Origin of the sequence: Streptomyces niphimycinicus (genome assembly GCF_018883605.1) — a bacterium.
GTDB lineage: Bacteria > Actinomycetota > Actinomycetes > Streptomycetales > Streptomycetaceae > Streptomyces > Streptomyces niphimycinicus.
In genome coordinates, this window is sequence record NZ_JAHLEM010000017.1 from 24,656 (window position 1) to 44,557 (window position 19,902).

Annotated in this window: 17 protein-coding genes and 1 pseudogene; 8 read left to right on the plus strand and 10 right to left on the minus strand. The window is 70.3% G+C overall.

The window, feature by feature from the left end; all coding sequences use genetic code 11:
* Window positions 1-190: 190 nt before the first annotated feature.
* The gene (locus tag KN815_RS02255; RefSeq protein ID WP_216339635.1) at window positions 191-2,464 is read right to left on the minus strand and encodes a transglycosylase domain-containing protein; all 2,274 of its coding nucleotides are present in this window, start codon (window positions 2,462-2,464) and stop codon (window positions 191-193) included.
* Between the two features lie 385 nt (window positions 2,465-2,849).
* Here KN815_RS02255 and KN815_RS02260 point away from each other — a divergent pair, with 385 nt between their 5' ends.
* Window positions 2,850-3,185: a WhiB family transcriptional regulator gene (locus KN815_RS02260; RefSeq protein ID WP_014061756.1), complete on the plus strand. Its 336-nt coding sequence runs from the start codon at window positions 2,850-2,852 to the stop codon at window positions 3,183-3,185.
* A gap of 567 nt (window positions 3,186-3,752) precedes the next feature.
* Here the strand turns inward: KN815_RS02260 and bagB are convergent.
* On the minus strand, window positions 3,753-5,141 hold the full coding sequence (gene bagB / locus KN815_RS02265) for an ATPase BagB (protein ID WP_216339714.1): 1,389 nt from the start codon (window positions 5,139-5,141) through the stop codon (window positions 3,753-3,755).
* Between the two features lie 53 nt (window positions 5,142-5,194).
* Window positions 5,195-6,172: an ATPase BagA gene (bagA, locus tag KN815_RS02270; protein ID WP_216339637.1), complete on the minus strand. Its 978-nt coding sequence runs from the start codon at window positions 6,170-6,172 to the stop codon at window positions 5,195-5,197.
* A gap of 72 nt (window positions 6,173-6,244) precedes the next feature.
* Here bagA and sp36 point away from each other — a divergent pair, with 72 nt between their 5' ends.
* The 4 genes from sp36 to KN815_RS02290 all read left to right on the plus strand — a co-directional run bounded on the left by sp36 (window position 6,245) and on the right by KN815_RS02290 (window position 8,943).
* Window positions 6,245-6,400, plus strand: coding sequence for a Sp36 family protein (gene sp36, locus KN815_RS02275; protein ID WP_020870215.1), 156 nt, complete (start codon window positions 6,245-6,247; stop codon window positions 6,398-6,400).
* Entirely contained in the window at window positions 6,400-6,870 is a 471-nt protein-coding gene (locus tag KN815_RS02280; RefSeq protein WP_216339639.1) for a RidA family protein, read from the plus strand. The genes sp36 and KN815_RS02280 overlap by 1 nt, the downstream gene beginning before the upstream one ends.
* Window positions 6,871-7,030: 160 nt before the next feature.
* Window positions 7,031-8,116, plus strand: coding sequence for an NUDIX hydrolase (locus KN815_RS02285; protein ID WP_216339640.1), 1,086 nt, complete (start codon window positions 7,031-7,033; stop codon window positions 8,114-8,116).
* Window positions 8,113-8,943, plus strand: a complete 831-nt coding sequence (locus tag KN815_RS02290) for an MBL fold metallo-hydrolase (RefSeq protein ID WP_216339642.1) — start codon at window positions 8,113-8,115, stop codon at window positions 8,941-8,943. The genes KN815_RS02285 and KN815_RS02290 overlap by 4 nt, the downstream gene beginning before the upstream one ends.
* Before the next feature lie 178 nt (window positions 8,944-9,121).
* Here KN815_RS02290 and KN815_RS02295 read toward each other — a convergent pair whose 3' ends face one another.
* A complete protein-coding gene (locus tag KN815_RS02295; RefSeq protein WP_014061749.1) occupies window positions 9,122-9,796 on the minus strand; it encodes a Crp/Fnr family transcriptional regulator in 675 nt (224 codons plus the stop codon).
* 248 nt (window positions 9,797-10,044) lie between these two features.
* Here KN815_RS02295 and nth point away from each other — a divergent pair, with 248 nt between their 5' ends.
* From nth to KN815_RS02310, 3 genes are read left to right on the plus strand one after another with little or no spacing between them, the layout of a single operon-like run.
* Window positions 10,045-10,890: an endonuclease III gene (gene nth, locus KN815_RS02300; RefSeq protein WP_372458231.1), complete on the plus strand. Its 846-nt coding sequence runs from the start codon at window positions 10,045-10,047 to the stop codon at window positions 10,888-10,890.
* Entirely contained in the window at window positions 10,887-11,573 is a 687-nt protein-coding gene (locus KN815_RS02305; RefSeq protein ID WP_014061747.1) for an NUDIX hydrolase, read from the plus strand. Before nth ends, KN815_RS02305 begins: the two co-directional genes overlap by 4 nt.
* A 12-nt stretch (window positions 11,574-11,585) precedes the next feature.
* Complete coding sequence (locus tag KN815_RS02310; RefSeq protein ID WP_216339646.1) at window positions 11,586-12,785, plus strand: MarP family serine protease; 1,200 nt, start codon at window positions 11,586-11,588, stop codon at window positions 12,783-12,785.
* A 399-nt stretch (window positions 12,786-13,184) separates the two neighbouring features.
* On the opposite strand, the gene KN815_RS49910 is transcribed toward KN815_RS02310, so the two are convergent.
* The 6 genes and pseudogenes from KN815_RS49910 to KN815_RS02335 form a co-directional block, all read right to left on the minus strand.
* Window positions 13,185-13,388 carry a hypothetical protein gene (locus KN815_RS49910; RefSeq protein WP_253208696.1) on the minus strand — a complete coding sequence of 68 codons (204 nt, stop codon included), beginning with the start codon at window positions 13,386-13,388 and terminating at the stop codon, window positions 13,185-13,187.
* A 143-nt stretch (window positions 13,389-13,531) separates the two neighbouring features.
* Entirely contained in the window at window positions 13,532-14,458 is a 927-nt protein-coding gene (locus KN815_RS02315; RefSeq protein WP_216339648.1) for an alpha/beta fold hydrolase, read from the minus strand.
* The gene (locus tag KN815_RS02320; protein WP_216339650.1) at window positions 14,455-14,916 is read right to left on the minus strand and encodes a phage holin family protein; all 462 of its coding nucleotides are present in this window, start codon (window positions 14,914-14,916) and stop codon (window positions 14,455-14,457) included. Before KN815_RS02320 ends, KN815_RS02315 begins: the two co-directional genes overlap by 4 nt.
* Before the next feature lie 130 nt (window positions 14,917-15,046).
* Entirely contained in the window at window positions 15,047-16,438 is a 1,392-nt protein-coding gene (gene nhaA / locus KN815_RS02325) for a Na+/H+ antiporter NhaA (protein ID WP_216339652.1), read from the minus strand.
* Between the two features lie 305 nt (window positions 16,439-16,743).
* Window positions 16,744-18,705 carry an acetate--CoA ligase gene (acs, locus tag KN815_RS02330; protein ID WP_216339654.1) on the minus strand — a complete coding sequence of 654 codons (1,962 nt, stop codon included), beginning with the start codon at window positions 18,703-18,705 and terminating at the stop codon, window positions 16,744-16,746.
* A 114-nt stretch (window positions 18,706-18,819) separates the two neighbouring features.
* Window positions 18,820-19,791, minus strand: a pseudogene (locus KN815_RS02335) (carbonic anhydrase); the annotation flags it as partial.
* Between the last annotated feature and the right edge of the window lie 111 nt (window positions 19,792-19,902).

The window sequence follows — 19,902 nt, forward strand, 5'->3', positions numbered from 1 at the left end:
GCTTTCGCTTGTCGAGCGTTCTTGCGTTGCGTTGTGGTTGCTCACTCTGTGTCGTCAGACTGTCGTCATGGCAACCGTAAGGATCGCGGCGTCGCCATCCCGCCCACACACGAGTCGCCATCCCGCCCACACACGAAGGGGGCCGGACATCTCTGTCCGGCCCCCTTCGGCGCTTCATCGCGAGGCTTCGCTACCGCGGCCAGTTCCAGCCGCCGCCGCCATTGCCGTTACCGCCATTACCGCTGTTGCCGCCATTCCCATTGCCGCCGCCGATCAGGTCCGGGGGCAGGGAGATGTCCGGCCACGGGTTGTCGCCGCCGCCGTTGCCACCGCCGTTTTTGCCACGGCTCGGCTTGTGGTCGCGGTCGCCCCGCTTCTTGCCGTCGTGGGGCTTGCGCTGGTTCGGGTCGTTGACCGGGACCTTCACGAAGTTCGGCGCCGGCTTGCCGACCAGCGCGCCGCTCATCGCGTCCTTCCAGATCGGGCCGGGGGTGTCCGCGCCGTAGACCTTGTCGTGGGGGACGCCGCCGATGGTGATGTTCTCCATCTTGACGCCCTTGGCGCCCGGGCCGCCGACCCACACCGCACCGGCCAGGTTCGGTGTGTAGCCGACGAACCACGCGGCCCTGCGCTCGTCCGTCGTGCCCGTCTTACCGGCGCTCGCACGGCTCGCGAGCCCGGCCTGCTTGCCGGTGCCGTCCTCGACGACCCCGCGCAGCAGCGTGTTGATGGTGTCCGCGGTCTTCGCCGACATCGCACGGGAGCACTTCGACTGCGGGACCTTGAGCTCCTTGCGGTCCGGGCCGGTGATCGACTCGATGAAGACCGGGGAGCAGTAGACGCCGCGGTTGGCGAAGGTCGCGTAGGCGTTGGCCATCGTCAGCGGCGAGAAGCCCTCGGAGCCGAGGGTGAGGGAGGGCACCTGGTTGTGCTCCTTGCCGTCGGCGCGCTTCACTCCCATCTTGTCGGCCATCTGCGTCACCGGGCAGACCCCGATGTCGCTGATCAACTGGACGAAGTAGGTGTTGACCGACTTGGCGGTCGCGTCCTTCATCCCGTACGGGCCGACCTCGTTCTCGTTCTCGTTCTCGACGGTCGCGCCCTCGTCGTTGGTCCAGGTGCCCTTGCAGGTGGTGACCGGGCTGGGGTAGGCCATCTTGTACGGCGAGGAGTAGCGCTGGTACGGCTTCTTGCCCTGCTCGATGGCGGCCGCCGCGGTGATCGGCTTGAACGTGGAGCCGACCTGGAAGCCGTAGTTCGAGCCGCCCATGGACTTGTCCGCGGACAGGTTGATCTGGGTCTCGTTCTCGCCGAAGCCGTACGGCCTGGACTGGCCCATCCCCACCACCTTGCCGGTGCCCGGCTCGACGAGCGTCACGGCGGTGGCCACCGGGTCGGACTGGTAGACATGCTCCTTGATCGACTTCTGGACCGACTTCTGGGCCTTCGGGTCGAGCGTCGTACGGATCGTCAGACCGCCCTGGGTCCAGCGCTTGGCGCGCGCCTCCGCCGTCTTGCCGAAGGCCGGATCGTTGAGCAGGGTCTCGCGGACGTAGTCACAGAAGAACCCGGCGCCCTGGACGGCTGTGATGCAGCCACTCCTGGGCATGCTGACCTTCAGGCCGAGCGGCTTCTTCTGGGCCGCGGCGGCCTGCGCCGGAGTGATGTCCTTGACCTGGGCCATCCGCCGCAGAACGGTGTCGCGGCGCTCCTTGGCGGACTTCGGGGCGCTGACCGGGTCGTAGCGGCTGGGCGACTGGACGAGGCCGGCCAGCAGCGCCGCCTGTTCCAGCTTCAGGTCCTTGGCGGGCTTGCTGAAGTAGCGCTGCGCCGCGGCCTCGATGCCGTACGCCTGCTGCCCGAAGAAGGTGATGTTCAGGTAGTTCTCGAGGATCCGCTTCTTGCCCAGTTCCTTCTCGACCTTGATCGCGTACTTCAGTTCCTTGATCTTGCGGCCTATGGACTGCCGGGTGGCCTGGGCGACCTTCTCCTTGTCGTCGCCCGCCTCCTCGACGAACACGTTCTTCACATACTGCTGGGTCAGCGTGGAGGCGCCCTGGGAGACCCCGCCGCCCTGCGCGTTGGTGTTGACCGCGCGCAGCACGCCCTTGAGGTCGACCGCCCCGTGCTCATAGAAGCGGGCGTCCTCGATCGCGACGATCGCCTGCCGCATATACGGGGAGATGTCGTTCAGCTTCACGATCGTCCGGTCGCGGGAGTAGACCTTCGCGATCTCCCCGCCCTCGGCGTCCAGGATCGTCGTCCGCTGGCTGAGCGGCGGTGTCTTGAGATTGGCCGGAATTCCGTCGAACTCCTCGACGGTTCCCTTGGCCGCGAGGCCGAGCGCCCCGACGGCGGGAAGCGCGAGCCCGGCCATCACGGCACCGGCGAGCGCGCTGACGCCGAGGAACTTGGCGGCCTGTTGAGCGGAGGACAGTCCGCCACTCGAGCGCGTGTTTCCCATAGGAGGCAGCCTACGTCTCGAATCGCCGGACAGGGGACCGGGTGTTCGCATACGCTGTTTCACGCCAGTCACAGGCGAGTGGCTGAGCCACACCTCCACCCTCACTCAAGTGAGTGATGAGAGCTGCCCGGATTGCGGCTCCTGTCCCGAGCTGCCCGTTATTCGACGGGTGAACTGCCCGTATTTGCACTAGTAATCGCAAATGTCGTCAGCTCACTCCGTTGGGTGATCTGCCGCGTACCCATAGTCCGTTCGGACCATCCAAGATTGGGCCCGCAGGGGGTGTTGCGCCTTGTCTCGCTTCCGTAACGTCCTCAACTGGCGACGGTGAATATGCCGTTTGTCGCCGTGGGGGAGCTCCGATTCGGGAGAGGACGGCGCCAGCATGGGCTGGGTAACCGACTGGAGTGCGCAGGCCGCCTGCCGCACTACTGATCCAGATGAACTGTTCGTCCAGGGCGCGGCACAGAACAGGGCCAAAGCGGTCTGCACCGGATGCCCGGTGCGCACCGAGTGCCTTGCGGATGCCTTGGACAACCGCGTGGAGTTCGGCGTGTGGGGAGGGATGACCGAGCGCGAGCGGCGAGCACTGCTGCGCCGCCGGCCGACGGTGACCTCCTGGCGCAGGCTCCTGGAGACCGCGCGCGTCGAGTACGAGCGCAGCGCGGGGATTCTGCCCTTCGACGACGAGGACTACGAGCGCTTCGCCGCGGTCGGATAGGCCGCGGTCGGATATCGGACGGCGATGCGCCGGCGGTCGGCTGACGGCCTGCCGGTGTGAGCGTCTCGCCTCACCATCACCTCACCCACCTCTCGTCATCGGCACGAGTAGGGGTGCGAGTACGGCGCGCCTCGTCAGGGGCGGGTACGGGTACGCGCACGCCTCCGAGCACGACCGCGGCCAGGGCCGCGGTCGGCCGTGGGGGCGCGAGTGCGTGCGACACGGGTGGCGTGACGTGGGCTAACGGGTCGGTGCGGGCCGGGGGTTGGCCTGCGGCTGGGCTGTCGCCACTTGCGCCGCCGGTGACTTTGGCCTGCCGTGTGCCGTGTGCCGCCCGTGTGCTGTGCGTGCGCCGTGTGCCATGCGCCATACGCCGCTTGCTTGGGTGCGCGCCGTGTCCGTCAAGGCCCCGCTACGCGCGCTCGCGCGACTGCTCACCTTGGCTTGCCTCGGTGCGTCTGCATGCTTCGGCACGCCTCCGCTGTCCGTTATGGCTGTCCGTTATGCCTGCTGTCTGTCGTGCGTCTCCTTCGTGCGCGCGCGGCCGACCGCCGCACGGGCACCGACTCAGCCCGCGCGTTTGGTCCGTTCCACTGGGACCGCGAGGCGATCACCGATCGCTCGCAGCCCTGCCAAGTCGTGTACGTCGCCAGGGAGTGCGGCCACTTGGGCCACCGGAACCTCGGGGTGGAGGGCCGTGAAGCGGTCGTGTGTGCGCTGCTCGCGTCCGAGCACCTGCATACGCTCCGCGTGCAGCCGAAGCAGGCCCGCGGCGAGCCGCTCCGCCGACGTGGGGGAGACGTCGGGGTCCGCTGCCGAGGGGTTCCGCGCTTGAGCATTCCCTGAGGAGTGATCGACAAATCCGTCGTCGGCAAGATTTTCTGCCCCGGCATCGTTCTTGGCCGGATCGCTTCCCTCCGCCACGTTCGCGAGCGCATCGTCCGGGTCAGCCGGGGCAGCCGCATCGTCCGGGTCAGCCGGATCGGCCGGATCGGCCGGATCCGCGGGGTCGCCCGTCAGGGTAAGGATCTCCGCGGCGGCCAACGCCCGTTCCGCCGAGAGCTGTTCGGCCCCGCTGCCGTGCACCCGGTTCAGCACCAGCCCGGCCAGCGGCATCCGGTCCGCGGCCAGGCGTTCGACGAAGTACGCGGCCTCCCGCAGGGCGTCCCGCTCGGGCGCGGCCACGACGAGGAAGGCCGTACCGGGAGCCTGGAGTAGCCGGTAAGTGGCCTCCGCGCGAGTACGGAATCCGCCGAACATGGTGTCCATCGCGGCAGCAAACGTCTGAACGTCGCGCATGAGCTGCCCGCCGAGCACCTTGCTGACCGTGCCCGTCATCATCGACACGCCCACGTTCAGGAACTTCATCCCGGCCTTCCCGCCCACCTTCGCCGGCGCCATCAGCACCTTGATGAACTTCCCGTCCAGGAAGGAGCCGAGACGTTTCGGCGCGTCCAGGAAGTCCAGCGCCGACCGGCTGGGCGGGGTGTCGACGATGATCAGGTCCCATTCGTCGCGGGCCCGGAGCTGGCCGAGCTTCTCCATGGCCATGTACTCCTGCGTACCCGCGAAACCGGCCGAGAGCGACTGGTAGAAGGGGTTCGCGAGGATGGCCCGGGCGCGCTCGGGGTCGGCGTGCGCCTCGACGAACTCGTCGAACGTCCGCTTCATGTCCAGCATCATGGCGTGCAGTTCGCCGCCGTTCCCGTCGCCGATGCCGTCCACCCGGCGCGGGATGTTGTCGAGCGCGTCGATGCCCATGGACTGGGCGAGCCGGCGGGCCGGGTCGATGGTGAGGACGACGACCTTACGGCCGCGCTCGGCGGCCCGTACGCCCAGGGCGGCGGCGGTGGTGGTCTTGCCGACGCCGCCGGAGCCGCAGCACACCACGATGCGGGTCTGCGGATCGTCCAGCAGGACGTCGATGTCCAGCCGGGGTGCCACGTCCATGCTCATGCCGCCTCCTGCGTACGACTCGTTGTCCGTGGCGCCCTTACGGCGGGCGCCGCTCACGCCGGCCACTGCTTGCGCAGATCCGCCGCGAGCCGGTAGAGCCCCGCCAGGTCGATGCCGTCCGTAAGCAGCTCCAACTCGTGCAGCGGCAGCCCCAGGCCGGTCAGCTCGGCGCGCTGCGCCCGCTCCAGCGCCACCCGCTCGGCATGCTCGCGCGCCTGCTCCAGCAGCGGGTCGACCAGCCGCTCGGCCATGCCGCCGCGGCGCGCACCGCCCAGGCCCGCCTGGGAGAGCGCCTTGGCGACGGCCGTGCGCCGCCCGTTGGCGACGGCCTCGACGGCCTCGTGGTCGAGGACCGCGGGCCGCACCATGTTGATGATGACCCCGCCCGTCGGGAGGCCGTCGGCGCGCAGCTCGGAGATGCCGTCCGCGGTCTCCTGGACCGGCATCTCCTCCAGCAGGGTCACCATGTGGACCGCCGTCTGGGGCGACTTCAGGACCCGCATCACGGCCTGTGCCTGGTTGTGTATCGGGCCGGTCCGGGCCAGCCCCGCCACCTCGTCGTTGACGTTCAGAAAACGGGTGATGCGGCCGGTGGGCGGCGCGTCCATGACCACCGAGTCGTAGACGAAGCGGCCGTCCTTGCCCTTGCGGCGCACCGCCTCGCACGCCTTGCCGGTCAGCAGGACGTCCCGCAGCCCCGGGGCGATGGTGGTCGCGAAGTCGATCGCGCCGAGCTTCTTCAGGGCGCGTCCGGCCGAGCCCAGCTTGTAGAACATATGGAGGTAGTCCAGAAGTGCGAACTCCGGGTCGATCGCCAGAGCGTGCACCTCCCCGCCGCCCGGCGCGGTGGCGATCTTCCGCTCCTCGTAGGGCAGCGGCTCCGTTTCGAAGAGTTGCGCGATGCCCTGACGGCCTTCGACCTCGACCAGCAGGGTGCGCCTGCCCTCGGCCGCGAGGGCCAGCGCGAGTGCGGCGGCGACCGTGGTCTTGCCGGTTCCGCCCTTACCGCTGACGACATGGAGCCTGCTCACACTGGGGAGCCTAACCAGTCGCCCCTCGCCCTACGCACCAGGGCCCGGCGGAGAGGCATTACAGTCGCCCCCATGACCAAGTGGGAATATGCGACCGTACCGCTGCTGGTACACGCCACGAAGCAGATTCTGGACACCTGGGGCGAGGACGGCTGGGAGCTGGTCCAGGTGGTCCCCGGGCCCAACCCTGAGCAGTTGGTGGCCTACCTGAAGCGGGAGAAGGGCTGATGGCGGGCGGCATCGTCGAGGGCAGGCTCGCCGGGCTCGGACTGAAGCTGCCCGAGGTCGCGGCGCCCCTGGCCTCCTATGTGCCCGCGCTGCGCACCGGTTCGTACATCTACACCTCGGGCCAGTTGCCGCTGGTCGAGGGGAAGCTGGGCGTGACCGGCAAGGTCGGCGCGGAGGTGACCCCGGAGGAGGCCAAGGAGCTGGCGCGCACCTGTGCGCTGAACGCGCTGGCCGCCGTGAAGTCGGTCGTCGGTGACCTCGACCGCGTCGTGCGTGTCGTGAAGGTCGTCGGTTTCGTCGCCTCGGCATCGGACTTCACCGGCCAGCCGGCTGTCGTCAACGGTGCGAGCGAGCTGCTGGGCGAGGCCCTGGGCGACGCGGGCGTGCACGCGCGCAGCGCGGTGGGCGTGGCGGTGCTGCCGCTGGACGCGCCGGTCGAGGTCGAGATCCAGGTCGAGGTCGCCGACTAGCGAGCGTCGCGGTGGCGGACCGGGGAGCCTGGCCCGTGGGCGGGCCGGGCCGGTGGGCCGGTGGGCGCGTACCGGTGTGACCGCCGGTACGCGGGCCGGCCCCGGCGTGGCGCCGCCGGTGCCACTCGAACATCAGCCCGTAAGCGCATAGCATCCGGCCATGTCCACTACGAATGGCCAGTGGTATCCACCCGAGTGGCCAGAGCGGATCCGCCTCTTGTCGGCGGGCGAGCTCACGCCGGTGACACCGCGCCGGGCCGCCACCGTGCTGCTGCTGCGGGACGGACCGGACGGAACGGACGGGCAGGACACACCACAGGACGCACAGGACGCCCGGAACGACCGGAACGCCCGGGGCGGGGCCGGGGAGCACTCACCGGACGGGCCCGACGCACCGGAGAGGCTCGACACGGCGCCGGAGCCCGCGGCGGTCCCGGAAGGCTCTGAAACGCCCCCAGAGGGCCCGCGGAACACGGCGGGAGGGGCCGACGGGCTCGCCGTCTACATGCTGCGCAGACGCGCCTCCATGGCCTTCGCCGGAGGCGCGTACGCCTATCCGGGCGGTTCCGTGGACCCGCGCGACGAGCGGATGGTCACCTGGGCCGGTCCCTCGCGGGCGCAGTGGGCGCGGCGGCTGGGCCTGGATCCGAGCGAGGCGACGCAGGCTCAGGCCATCGTGTGCGCGGCGGTCCGCGAGACCTTCGAGGAGGCGGGGGTCCTGCTCGCGGGCCCGACACCGCACACCGTGGTCGCGGACACGACGGGAGACGACTGGGAGGCGGACCGCGCGGCGCTGGTCGCCCGGGATCTGTCGTTCGCGGAGTTCCTGGACCGCCGGGGGCTTGTGCTCCGCTCGGATCTGCTGGGCTGCTGGGCGCGCTGGATCACCCCGGAGTTCGAACCGCGCCGCTATGACACCTGGTTCTTCGTGGCTGCGCTGCCGCGGGGGCAGCGCACCCGTAACGCCTCCACGGAGGCGGACCGGACCGTCTGGATCCGCCCGGGCGACGCGGCCGACGGCTACGACCGGGGTGAGCTGCTGATGATGCCGCCCACGATCGCGACGCTGCGCCAGCTCGCGGCCCATGGCGCGGTCGCCGACGCACTGGCCGCGGCGGCGGACCGGGATCTGACGCCGGTCCTGGCCCAGGCGCGGGTGGAAAACGGGGAACTGGTGTTGAGCTGGCCGGGTCATGATGAGTTCACCAAGCACATCCCGGGAGCCACGGGGGGACCCTCCGCATGACGTACGCATCCGCTCTGCCCGGCCAGCCGCGTGGGGGCACCATCGGTGGCCCGGCCACCGACCGGGCCGTCTGCGTCCTGGCCCCGAACGCCTCACCCATGACGCTGGACGGCACCAACACCTGGATCGTCGCCGAGCCCGACTCCGACCTCGCCGTCGTCATCGACCCCGGGCCGCTCGACGACGCCCACCTCAAGGACGTCATCGCGACAGCGGAGCGGGCGGGCAGACGGGTCGCGCTGACCCTGCTCACCCATGGCCACCCGGACCACGCGGAGGGCGCGGCGCGCTTCGCCGAGCTGACGCGGACGTCCGTAAGGGCCCTGGATCCCGCGCTGCGGCTCGGGGACGAGGGGCTGGGGCTCGGGGACGTCATAACCACCGGCGGTCTGGAGCTACGGGTGGTGCCCACGCCCGGCCACACCGCCGACTCGCTGTCCTTCCACCTTCCGGCCGATGGTGCGGTCCTTACGGGCGACACGGTGCTCGGGCGGGGCACGACCGTCGTCGCGCATCCGGACGGGCGGCTCGGCGACTATCTGGACTCGCTGCGGCGGCTGCGCTCGCTGACGGTGGACGACGGGGTGGACACCGTCCTGCCGGGCCACGGGCCGGTGCTGAACGATGCCCGGGGCGTCGTGGAGTACTACCTCGCGCATCGCGCCAACCGGCTCGCGCAGGTGGAGACGGCCGTCGAGGACGGGCACCGGACGCCCTCGGAGGTCGTGGCGCATGTGTACGCGGACGTGGACCGTTCCCTGTGGCCGGCGGCGGAGCTGTCGGTACGGGCCCAGCTCGACTATCTGCGCGAGCACGGGCTGATCTGAGGCCGGTCTTACTGGAGCTTGTGGGCTGTGGGCTGTGGGTCCCCACTCTGGCCCCATAGCCTGTGGTCCCCTGTGGGCCGCCCGCTCATAAGCGCCGTAAGGGCCTCGCCGGAATCCCGGCGAGGCCCTTACGTTCCGTTTTCGCGTAATCCGTTTCGTCCGGCGGTTCCGTCCGGCGTCAGCGGGAGCGCTTGGCCAGCCGCTCGACGTCCAGCAGGATCACCGCGCGGGCCTCCAGCCGCAGCCAGCCGCGGCCCGCGAAGTCGGCGAGCGCCTTGTTGACGGTCTCGCGGGAGGCGCCGACCAACTGGGCCAGCTCCTCCTGGGTCAGGTCGTGGACGACGTGGATGCCCTCCTCCGACTGCACGCCGAAGCGGCGCGACAGGTCCAGCAGGGCCCTGGCGACCCGACCGGGAACGTCGGAGAAGACCAGGTCGGACATCTGGTCGTTGGTCTTGCGCAGGCGCCGGGCGACCGCGCGCAGCAGCGCGGAGGCGACCTCGGGCCGGGCGTTCAGCCACGGCTGTAGATCGCCGTGGCCGAGGCCGAGCAGCTTGACCTCGGTAAGGGCGGTGGCGGTGGCGGTACGCGGGCCGGGGTCGAACAGCGACAGTTCGCCGATCAGCTCGCCGGGGCCGAGCACGGCGAGCATGTTCTCGCGGCCGTCGGGAGAGGTGCGGTGGAGCTTCACCTTGCCCTCGGTGACCACGTACAGGCGATCGCCGGGGTCCCCTTCGTGGAAGAGCGCGTCACCCCGCGCGAGGGTGACCTCTCCCATGGAGGCGCGCAGCTCAGCGGCCTGCTCGTCATCGAGCGCCGCGAAGAGCGGGGCGCGCCGCAGAACGTCGTCCACGAGTCTCTCCTTGTCGACATGCACAGGGGACCGACGTCCCCATGATGCCGGACGGTAAAACAGTGCGATCAATCACAAGTTTGACGCACTGGCCTCCCGAGCTGTGCGGCAGGGGTCCGATTGGGGACCTCTTCGCGGTGGCCGGGGCGGATGTCAGTGGGTGGGCTTAGGCTGGCCGGGTGTCCAATACGCCGGTGAGAGCACAGGGCAAGGGGGCCGGACGGGTGACCGCACCTCGTAATTCCGCTGTGGGCGAACAAGAATCCGTTGAGTCGACAGAAGCCGCGAAGCCGCATAAATCGGTCAAGGGCTCGAAGGGCACCCGCCCCGAGTCCCGGCTCGCCCTCGTCCGCCGTGCCCGGCGCATCAACCGAGAGCTCGCCGAGGTGTATCCGTACGCCCATCCCGAGCTGGACTTCGAGAGCCCCTTTCAGTTGCTGGTGGCCACGGTCCTGTCCGCCCAGACCACCGATCTGCGGGTCAACCAGACCACTCCCGCGCTCTTCGCCGCCTATCCGGCGCCCGAGGACATGGCAGCGGCCGACCCGGAGGCCCTGGAGCAGTTGATCCGGCCGACCGGCTTCTTCCGCGCCAAGGCCAAATCGCTGCTGGGCCTGTCCGCCGCCCTCCGCGACCGCTTCGACGGCGAGGTCCCGGGCCGGCTCGAGGATCTGGTCACCCTGCCCGGTGTCGGCCGTAAGACGGCCAATGTGGTGCTCGGCAATGCCTTCGGAGTGCCGGGCCTGACCGTGGACACCCACTTCGGGCGGCTGGTGCGGCGCTGGAAGTGGACCGCCCAGGAGGACCCCGAGAAGGTCGAGGCGGAGATCGCCGCGCTCTTCCCCAAGAGCGAGTGGACGATGCTCTCGCACCGCATCATCTTCCATGGCCGCCGCGTCTGCCACGCCCGCAAGCCCGCGTGCGGCGCCTGCCCGATCGCCCCGCTCTGCCCGGCGTACGGGGAGGGCGAGACCGACCCGGACAAGGCGAAGAAGCTGCTGAAGTACGAGCTGGGCGGCCAGCCGGGCCAGCGCCTGCGCCCGCCGTCCGACTACCCCGGCCGTCCCGCCGCCCCCCTGGGAGCCGCCGAGTGACGAGCACGTACGGCGGGGATGTGGAGGTCAGCGCCCATGGGCTGCCCGAGTGGCTGCTGCCGGTGGCGCGGCTGGCCGAGACGATCGAGCCGCGCCAGCTCAGCCGGTTCCTGCCGCCCCCGCAGGGCGGCGGCCGCCCCTCCGCCGTGCTGGTGCTCTTCGGCGAGGGCGCCGACGGCCCCGAGCTGCTTCTCATGGAGCGCTCCGGCTCGCTGCGCTCACACGCCGGCCAGCCCTCCTTCCCCGGCGGCGCCCTCGACCCGGAGGACGGGGATCCGGACGAGGAGGGCCCGCTGCGCGCGGCGCTGCGCGAGGCCGAGGAGGAGACCGGGCTCGACCCCTCGGGGGTGCAGGTCTTCGCCGTGCTTCCGAGGCTCTACATTCCGGTGAGCGGTTTCGTCGTCACGCCGGTGCTCGGCTGGTGGCGCCGGCCCAGCCCGGTCGGGGCCGTGGACCCGGCCGAGACCGCCCGGGTCTTCACGGTTCCCGTGGCGGATCTCACGGACCCGGCGAACCGGGCCACGACCGTCCACCCCAGCGGCCACCGGGGGCCCGCCTTCCTGGTGGGATCCGCTCTGGTCTGGGGCTTCACCGCCGGAGTGATCGATCGCATCCTGCATTTCGCGGGGTGGGAGCGACCGTGGGACCGCGCCAAGCACGTCTCACTCGACTGGCGCGCGTGAGACGGTGTTCCGGTGAATGTGCTGGACATCCTGCTGCTGCTCGCCGCCGTATGGTTCGCGGTCGTCGGCTACCGCCAGGGCTTCGTCGTCGGTGTGCTGTCGGTGACGGGGTTCATCGGGGGTGGGCTGATCGCGGTCTATCTGCTGCCGCTCATATGGGACGGCACAACCGACAAGACATCCCCCGGCACGGTGGGTGCCGTGGTGGCGATCGTCCTGGTGATCGTGTGTGCCTCGGTCGGCCAGGCCGCCACCACTCATCTGGGAAACAAGCTGCGGCGGTACATCACCTGGTCACCGGCGCGCGCCCTGGACGCGACCGGCGGCGCGCTGGTGAACGTCCTGGCGATGCTGCTGGTGGCCTGGCTGATCGGCTCCCTGGTGGCCCAGACCTCGCTCCCCACCCTGGGCAGGGAGGTCCGTGACTCCAAGGTGCTGCTCGGGGTCTCCCGCGTCGTTCCGGACGAGGCGAACACATGGTTCACCGACTTCTCGTCCGTGCTCGCGCAGAACGGCTTCCCGCAGGTCTTCTCGCCCTTCGCCAACGAGCCGATCACCTCGGTGCCGCAGCCCGATCCCGCGCTCGCCCAGTCCCCGGTGGCCACGCGGGCGCAGGAGAGCATCGTCAAGGTCGTCGGCACCGCCCCGAGCTGCGGCAAGGTCCTCGAGGGCAGCGGCTTCGTCTTCGCGCCGAACCGGGTCATGACCAACGCCCATGTCGTCGGCGGCGTCAGCGACCCGACCGTACAGATAGGCGGCGAGGGCCGGCTGTACGACGCCAAGGTCGTGCTCTACGACTGGAAGCGCGATATCGCGGTCCTCGATGTGCCCTCGCTTCAGGCCCCGGCGCTCCAGTTCGCCCAGGACGGCGCGCGCTCCGGTGATGGCGCGATCGTCGCCGGCTTCCCGGAGAACGGCGCCTTCGATGTGCGCGCCGCCCGGGTCCGCGGCCGTATCGAGGCCAACGGCCCCGACATCTACCGCCGCTCCACCGTGCACCGCGATGTGTACTCGCTGTACGCGACCGTGCGGCAGGGCAACTCCGGCGGTCCGCTGCTCACCCCGCAGGGGCGAGTGTACGGCGTGGTCTTCGCCAAGTCCCTCGACGATGCGAACACCGGGTACGCGCTGACGGCGGACGAGGTGCGCCAGGACATCGAGAAGGGGCGTACGGCCGACCAGCCGGTGGACAGCCAGGGGTGTGCCCTCTAGCCCTGTCCGGCGGATCTTCGCGGGCCCGCGACGCCTGGCACGGCGCCCCAGCTACCGCTGGGAGGTGCCCCCGGCTGCGTTGTCGGGATCGTCCGAGTACGACCCGGTACGAGGACGACCCTCCGCCTTGCGATGCTCCCCCAGCTACCGCTGGGAGGTGCCCCCTGCACCAGGCGCCGCGGGCCCCGCGGCGGCAGCCGCTGATGTCACAGGCGCGAAGATCCACCGGACAGGGCCCAGCGCGGTGGCCGAGGGAAATGCCCTCCGGAGCGGATGCGCCCGGCGGAGTGCGGCCCTCCAGAGCGGAGAGTCTCCCAAGCGGGGTGATGCCGGTGATGCCGAGCGTGCTACCAGGGGTTTCCGGTGTCGCCGGGCCCCCGGGCCGCGCCGGAGGTACTGCTAGCGGCTGCGTGGATGGCGCAACCGCGCCGAGACCCACCGGGCCCGGCGGCGGATGATGCGGGGAATCCCGAGGTTCGGGTCATGGCCTTGGGTAGGCCCGGAGCCGCCCCGCTCGGAAACACTCAGCGCGGCATTGGCAGGAGCGGCGGCCTGGGGGCCGCGGCCGTTTGGTGCGTCACGGTAGTCGTGAGTCCAGCCCATACCTCGGTGTCTGCCCCTGACCCAAGGTCCGTAATCGCCGGTGGCTGCGGCAATTGGCCTATGCTCCAGGCAATTGGCTGTTCGAAAAACAGATGTTCGTCTGATCGTCGTGACCCGGTCGGAATGCGTACGGCCGACGCCGCTCAGCGGTCGGGTTCGGGGTCCTTCAGCCAGTTGATCAGCTCGGCGGTGAAGGCATGGGGGTCCTCCTCATGCGGGAAGTGGCCGAGCCCGTCGAAGAGCCGCCAGCGGTAGGGGGCCTCGACATACTCCCCGGAGCCCGCCGCGCTGCGGGTGCGCATCACCGGGTCGAGTGACCCGTGCAGATGCAGGGTCGGGATCTGCACCGGCCGCTTCATTCGCCGGTTGAACTGGAAACCGTCCGGCCGTGCCAGCGACCGCACCATCCAGCGGTACGGCTCGATCGAGCAGTGCGCGGTCGAGGGGATGCACATCGCCCGCCGGTAGACCTCCACGGCCTCGTCCTCGGGCAGTCGCGGCCCGGACCACTCCCGGAGAAGCCGTCCCACGGCCGCGGCGCCGTCCGCGACCAGGTGGCGCTCGGGCAGCCAGGGCCGCTGGAAGCCCCACACATGGGAGCTGGCCGCGCTCTGCTTGACGTCCGCCAGCATCGCCGAGCGCCAGCGGCGGGGGTGCGGCATCGAGGCCACCGCGAGCCGCCGCACCAGCTTCGGCCGCATCACCGCGGCCGTCCACGCCAGGTATCCGCCCAGGTCATGGCCGACGAGCGCGGCGTCCGGCTCACCCAGCGAGCGGATCACACCGGTGATGTCGAGGGCGAGGTTGGCCGGGTCGTAGCCCCGGGGCGTACGGTCGCTGCCGCCCACCCCGCGCAGATCCATCGCGACCGCGCGGTAGCCGGCGTCGGCGAGCGCGGGCAACTGGTGCCGCCAGGCCCACCAGAACTGCGGAAAGCCGTGCAGCAGCAGCACCAGCGGGCCGTCACCCAGCTCGGCGATGTGGAAGCGCGCGCCGTTGGCCGCGACATCCCGGTGGGTCCAGGGGCCGTCGAGCCGTACGACCGACGCGGAGCTATCAGGGACGGTCATGCCGACGAGCGTGTCATATCCCGCACCGAGCGTCCGCCATTGCTCTCGGCACGCGGATGCGGCTTGACGCTCCCCAGTACGGCGGCGCTCTCCTTGGACGAGGCGATCGACCGCTTCGGCGCCTTGACCTTCTTGAACTTCAGCAGCGCCAGCAGCCCCAGGATCCCGGCGAACAGCCAGTAGATACCGCCCACGATCAGGAAGCACCAGGCGAGGCCGAGGCCGGTCCAGGCGCGCATGCCGTAGGCGAGGGCGAAGCTCAGCACCGGCAGCGAGAACAGCAGCAGCACCCCGGCCGCCATTCCCGCGCCGCTGCCGACCGCGGCCTTCTTGGCCCCCACCCGGAGCTCGGCCTTGGCCAGCGCGATCTCGTCGTGCATCAGCGCCGACAGCTCGGTGGTCGCCGTCGCCACCAGCTCGCCGAGGCTGCGGTTGCCGCCGTCGTCGGCTGCGCTCATCGCCATCTCCCTCTGCTCTTGTGCGTCTTCGCTCGTGCTGCGCCGTCCGCGCTTGGTACATCGTTGCTTGGTACGTCGTCTGTGCTTGCTACGTCTTCTGCGCATTTCTGCGGGTGTCAAGCCTCTCAGATCATGCCGGACCATCGTCGCCGGAGTCGTTCGCGGCGGCCACTTCGGCAAGCCGCCGGTGCTCGGCGGCCTTTGCCTCGTGAATGGCGGCCATCCGCAGGTGGTAGTCGGGACTGTCCAGCTCATAGACGTCCGGGATGCCGTCCATGTCCTCGTCCCGCTCCTCCTCCTGACACAGCCGCTGGTATGTGGTGTTGCGCAGCTTGAGGAGGATGCCGGCGAACAGGGCGGCGCTCAGCGAACCGATGAGGACCGCCGCCTTGACCTCCCCGGCGAGCGTGGGATCGGCGGGGAAGGCGAGTTCGCCGATGAGGAGGGAGACGGTGAAGCCGATTCCGGCGAGGATGGCCACGGCGAAGACATCGGCCCAGGCCAGATCCTCGTTCAGCTCGGCTCTGGTGAAGCGGGCGGCGCACCAGGAGCCGCCGAAGACGCCGACGGCCTTGCCCACGACGAGGCCGAGGACGACGCCGAGGGTCTCCGGGCGGGTGAAGACATCTGCCACGGCGCCGCCGGAGAGCGGTACCCCGGCCGCGAACAGGGCGAACAGCGGCACCGCCACACCCGCCGACACAGGGCGCAGCCGGTGCTCGACGCGCTCGGCGGGGGAGCGCTCCTCGCCCTCCCGTACGGTGCAGCGCAGCATCAGGCCCATCGCGACACCGGCGATGGTGGCATGCACACCGCTGGCATGCATCAGCGCCCAGACCACCAAGGCGAGCGGGAGATGGATCCAGGCCGTCCGGACGCCCTTGCGGTGCAGCAGCCAGACGAGGACGAGCGCGGCGGCGGACAGGCCCAGGGCGATGAAGTTGATGTGCTGGGTGAAGAAGATCGCGATGATCAGGATGGCGCCGAGGTCGTCGACGACCGCGAGGGTGAGCAGGAAGGCGCGCAGCGCGGCGGGCAGGGCGGTGCCGAGCACGGCGAGGACGGCGAGCGCGAAGGCGATATCGGTGGCGGTCGGCACGGCCCAGCCCTTGAGGTCGCCGTTGCCGCTCGCGCTGACGGCGACATAGACGAGCGCGGGTATGGCCATGCCGCAGACGGCGGCGATCACGGGCAGCGCGGCCGCCTTGGGGTCGCTCAGCTCGCCCGCGACCAGTTCGCGCTTCAGCTCGATACCGGCGACGAAGAAGAAGATCGTGAGCAGGCCGTCGGTGGCCCAGGAGGCGACCGAGAGGTGCAGATGCAGCGCCTGGGGGCCGAAGGAGAAGTCCTTGATGTCGCCGTAGAGGCCGTTGAGCGGAGTGTTGGCGAGGATCAGCGCCACGATGGCGGCCACGAGGAGGATCACACCGCCGACGGTCTCGGTGCGCAGTGCGTCGACGACGAACGTCCGCTCGGGCAGCGACAGGCGTCCGAGGAACTTGCGGCTGGTGGGCGCGGCCACAGGGGGCCTCCTGGGTGGTCGGCGGTGCGGATACACGTATGGCGTATGCCGACCAGACTTCCCGGCGCTCCCGCCCCCATCTTGTCGTAATTTTTACTGGACAGCCACCTGCGGCAATCACGGCAAGGGGGCTCGGCGATCACAGCGAGGGGTGCCCCGGCAATCATGGCGAGGGGCGCCCCCGCTTGGCGGGAGCGCCCCTCACTCATGTGGTGCCTGTCGCTGATGTGCTGCCTGTGGCGGCCTGCGATGCCTGCGGCGACCTGCGATGTCTGTGGTGTGCCGCGACCCTGGGGTGGGTCGGATCAGTCCTCGCCGGGCGCCGAGGGCAGCTTGCTCTGGATCAGCTCCATGACGGAGGAGTCGGTGAGCGTGGTGACATCGCCCAGTGCGCGGTTCTCGGCGACGTCGCGCAGCAGACGGCGCATGATCTTGCCGGAGCGGGTCTTGGGCAGCTCGGCCACCGGCAGGATCCGCTTGGGCTTGGCGATCGGGCCGAGCTGCTTGGCGACATGCGCCCGCAACTCCTCGACCAGGCCATCGTCCTCGGCCGCGCTGCCGCGCAGGATCACGAACGCGCAGATGGCCTGGGTGGTCTGCGGGTCGGTGGCGCCGACGACCGCCGCCTCGGCGACCTTAGGGTGCGAGACGAGCGCCGATTCGACCTCGGTCGTCGAGATGTTGTGGCCGGACACCAGCATCACGTCGTCGACCCGGCCGAGCAGCCAGATGTCGCCGTCGTCGTCCTTCTTGGCGCCGTCGCCCGCGAAGTAGCGCTTGTCGAAGCGGGACCAGTAGGTGTCCAGGTAGCGCTGGTCATCGCCCCAGATGGTGCGGAGCATGGACGGCCACGGCTCGGTGAGCACCAGATAGCCGCCATGGCCGTTCGACACCTCATTGGCCTCGTCGTCCACGACGGTGGCGGCGATGCCCGGCAGCGGGACCTGGGCCGAACCGGGCTTGGTCGCGGTGACGCCCGGCAGCGGGCTGATCATGATGCCGCCGGTCTCGGTCTGCCACCAGGTGTCGACGACGGGCGTGGTGTCCGCGCCGATGTGCTTGCGGTACCAGACCCACGCCTCGGGGTTGATGGGCTCGCCGACGGATCCGAGGATGCGCAGCGAGGAGAGGTCGAACTTGGCCGGGATGTCGTCGCCCCACTTCATGCAGGCGCGGATCGCGGTCGGGGCGGTGTACAGGAGAGTGACCCCGTACTTCTCGACGATCTCCCACCAGCGGCCCTGGTGCGGGGTGTCCGGGGTGCCCTCGTAGAGCACCTCGGTGGCGCCGTTGGAGAGCGGGCCGTAGACGATGTACGAGTGGCCGGTGACCCAGCCGACGTCGGCGGTGCACCAGAAGACGTCGGTCTCCGGCTTGAGGTCGAAGACGGCGTGGTGGGTGTAGGAGACCTGGGTGAGGTAGCCGCCGGAGGTGTGCAGGATGCCCTTGGGCTTTCCGGTCGTGCCCGAGGTGTAGAGGATGAACAGCGGGTGCTCGGCGTCGAACGCCTGGGGCGTGTGCTGCTCCGGCTGGCGCGCCACGATCTCGTGCCACCAGACGTCGCGGCCCTCGTGCCAGTCCACCTCCTGGCCGGTGCGGCGGACGACCAGCACACTGCGCACATTCTCGGTGCCGGGCCGGGTGAGCGCCTCGTCGACGGCGGGCTTGAGCGCGGAAGCCTTCCCGCGTCGGTAGCCGCCGTCCGAGGTGATGATGACGCGGGCGTCGGCGTCCTGGATACGGGTGGCGAGAGCGTCGGCCGAGAAGCCGCCGAAGACCACCGAATGCGGTGCGCCGATACGGGCGCAGGCCAGCATCGCGACCACGGCCTCCGGGATCATCGGCAGGTAGATGGCGACCCGGTCGCCCGACTGGACCCCCAACTCGGTCAGCGCGTGGGCCGCTTGGGAGACCTCCCGCTGTAGCTCGGCATAGGTGAGGGAGCGGGTGTCGCCGGGCTCGCCCTCGAAGTGGAGCGCCACCCGGTCGCCCAGACCGTTCTCGACATGCCGGTCGACGCAGTTGTACGCCACATTGAGCTTGCCGTCGGCGAACCACTTCGCGAACGGTGGGTTCGACCAGTCGAGTGTCTCGGTCGGCGCGGTCGCCCATGACAGCCGACGGGCCTGTTCGGCCCAGAAGCCCAGGCGGTCCGCCTTCGCCCGCTCATACGCCTCGGCCGTGACATTGGCGTTCGCGGTCAGCTCGGCGGGCGGCGCGAAGCGACGCTCCTCCCGAAGAAGGTTGGCCAGGCTCTCGTTACTCACGACATCTCCCATTCCCAGGGTGTCCGTTGTGTCCCAGGCCATAGCTCATCAGCCAACGGCACACCCTGACAAGGGCTGTCGCCGAAAATTGGTTTAGACCTGTCATGGTCTAGGTCACCGCCCCAGCTCCAGGGCCCCCTGGACGGGGTCCCCGCCCCGCTCCGCGACGCCGGAACGGCCGCTTCCAGACTGGGCGGGGGTCGCCGCTGCGAGACAGTCGGGCATCGGTACGCCATGGTCCGGACGGACGGGCAGGAATCTCCCCGAGCCTGTGTCCAGGACATACGCCTGCGCCTCCGCCACGTGGAAATACATTCCATGCAGCGCCAGCCCGCCCTCCGCCACCCGCCGTGCCACACAGGCGTGCTCCATCAGATGGTCGAGCTGCTGTCTCACATTGACCAGCGCCAGCCGCTCCACATCGTCGGCGATCGGTCGGCTCGACAGGGCGACCTCGCCGCGCCCCAATCGACCGATCCGCTCCATCCGCGCCAGCGCCGGTCTGCCGTGGCGCAGCCAGCGCTCAAGCGGCGAGTGCTCAAGCGGCGAGCGCTCAAGCGGTGTCGGGGCCCCGCCGGTGGATGTCCCGGCCCCGGGCTGGGACGGCGTTCGGGCCGGCGCCGATGAGCCGAGCAGCGCACGCATCGCACCGCATCCGGAGTGCCCGCACACCGTGATGCTGCTGACCTTCAGCACCTCCACCGCATAGTCGATCGCCGCGCCCACCGAGTCGCAGGAGCCATCGGCGCCCGAGGGGGGCACCAGATTGCCGACATTGCGCACGGTGAACAGGTCGCCGGGGCCACTGGAGGTGATCATGCTGGTCACCAGGCGGGAGTCGGCGCAGGTGAGGAAGAGCTGGCTGGGCCGCTGCCCCTCCCGCGCCAGCCGGGCCAGCTCGTCGCGGACCAGCGGTGCCGTATGGCGCTGGAACGCGCTCACCCCGCCGAGTAGCTGACCGCCCGCGTGCCCGTCGACAATCGCGGCCGCCGGGGCGGGACGGGTGCAGTGGTGATCACGCCAAGGTGTCCACGGTCGGCAGGTCCGGGCGCCGCCGGCTTCCGCGATCCGCCGAGCCGGCCGTCCATCGGCCGCCGCCGGTCCGGAGCTCGAGGGGCGGCGGAGCCCCGTGAGCAGAGCGACCGTGAGGAGGGTGACCGCGAGGACAGCGACAGCGACCATGAGCCCGGCTCCGGG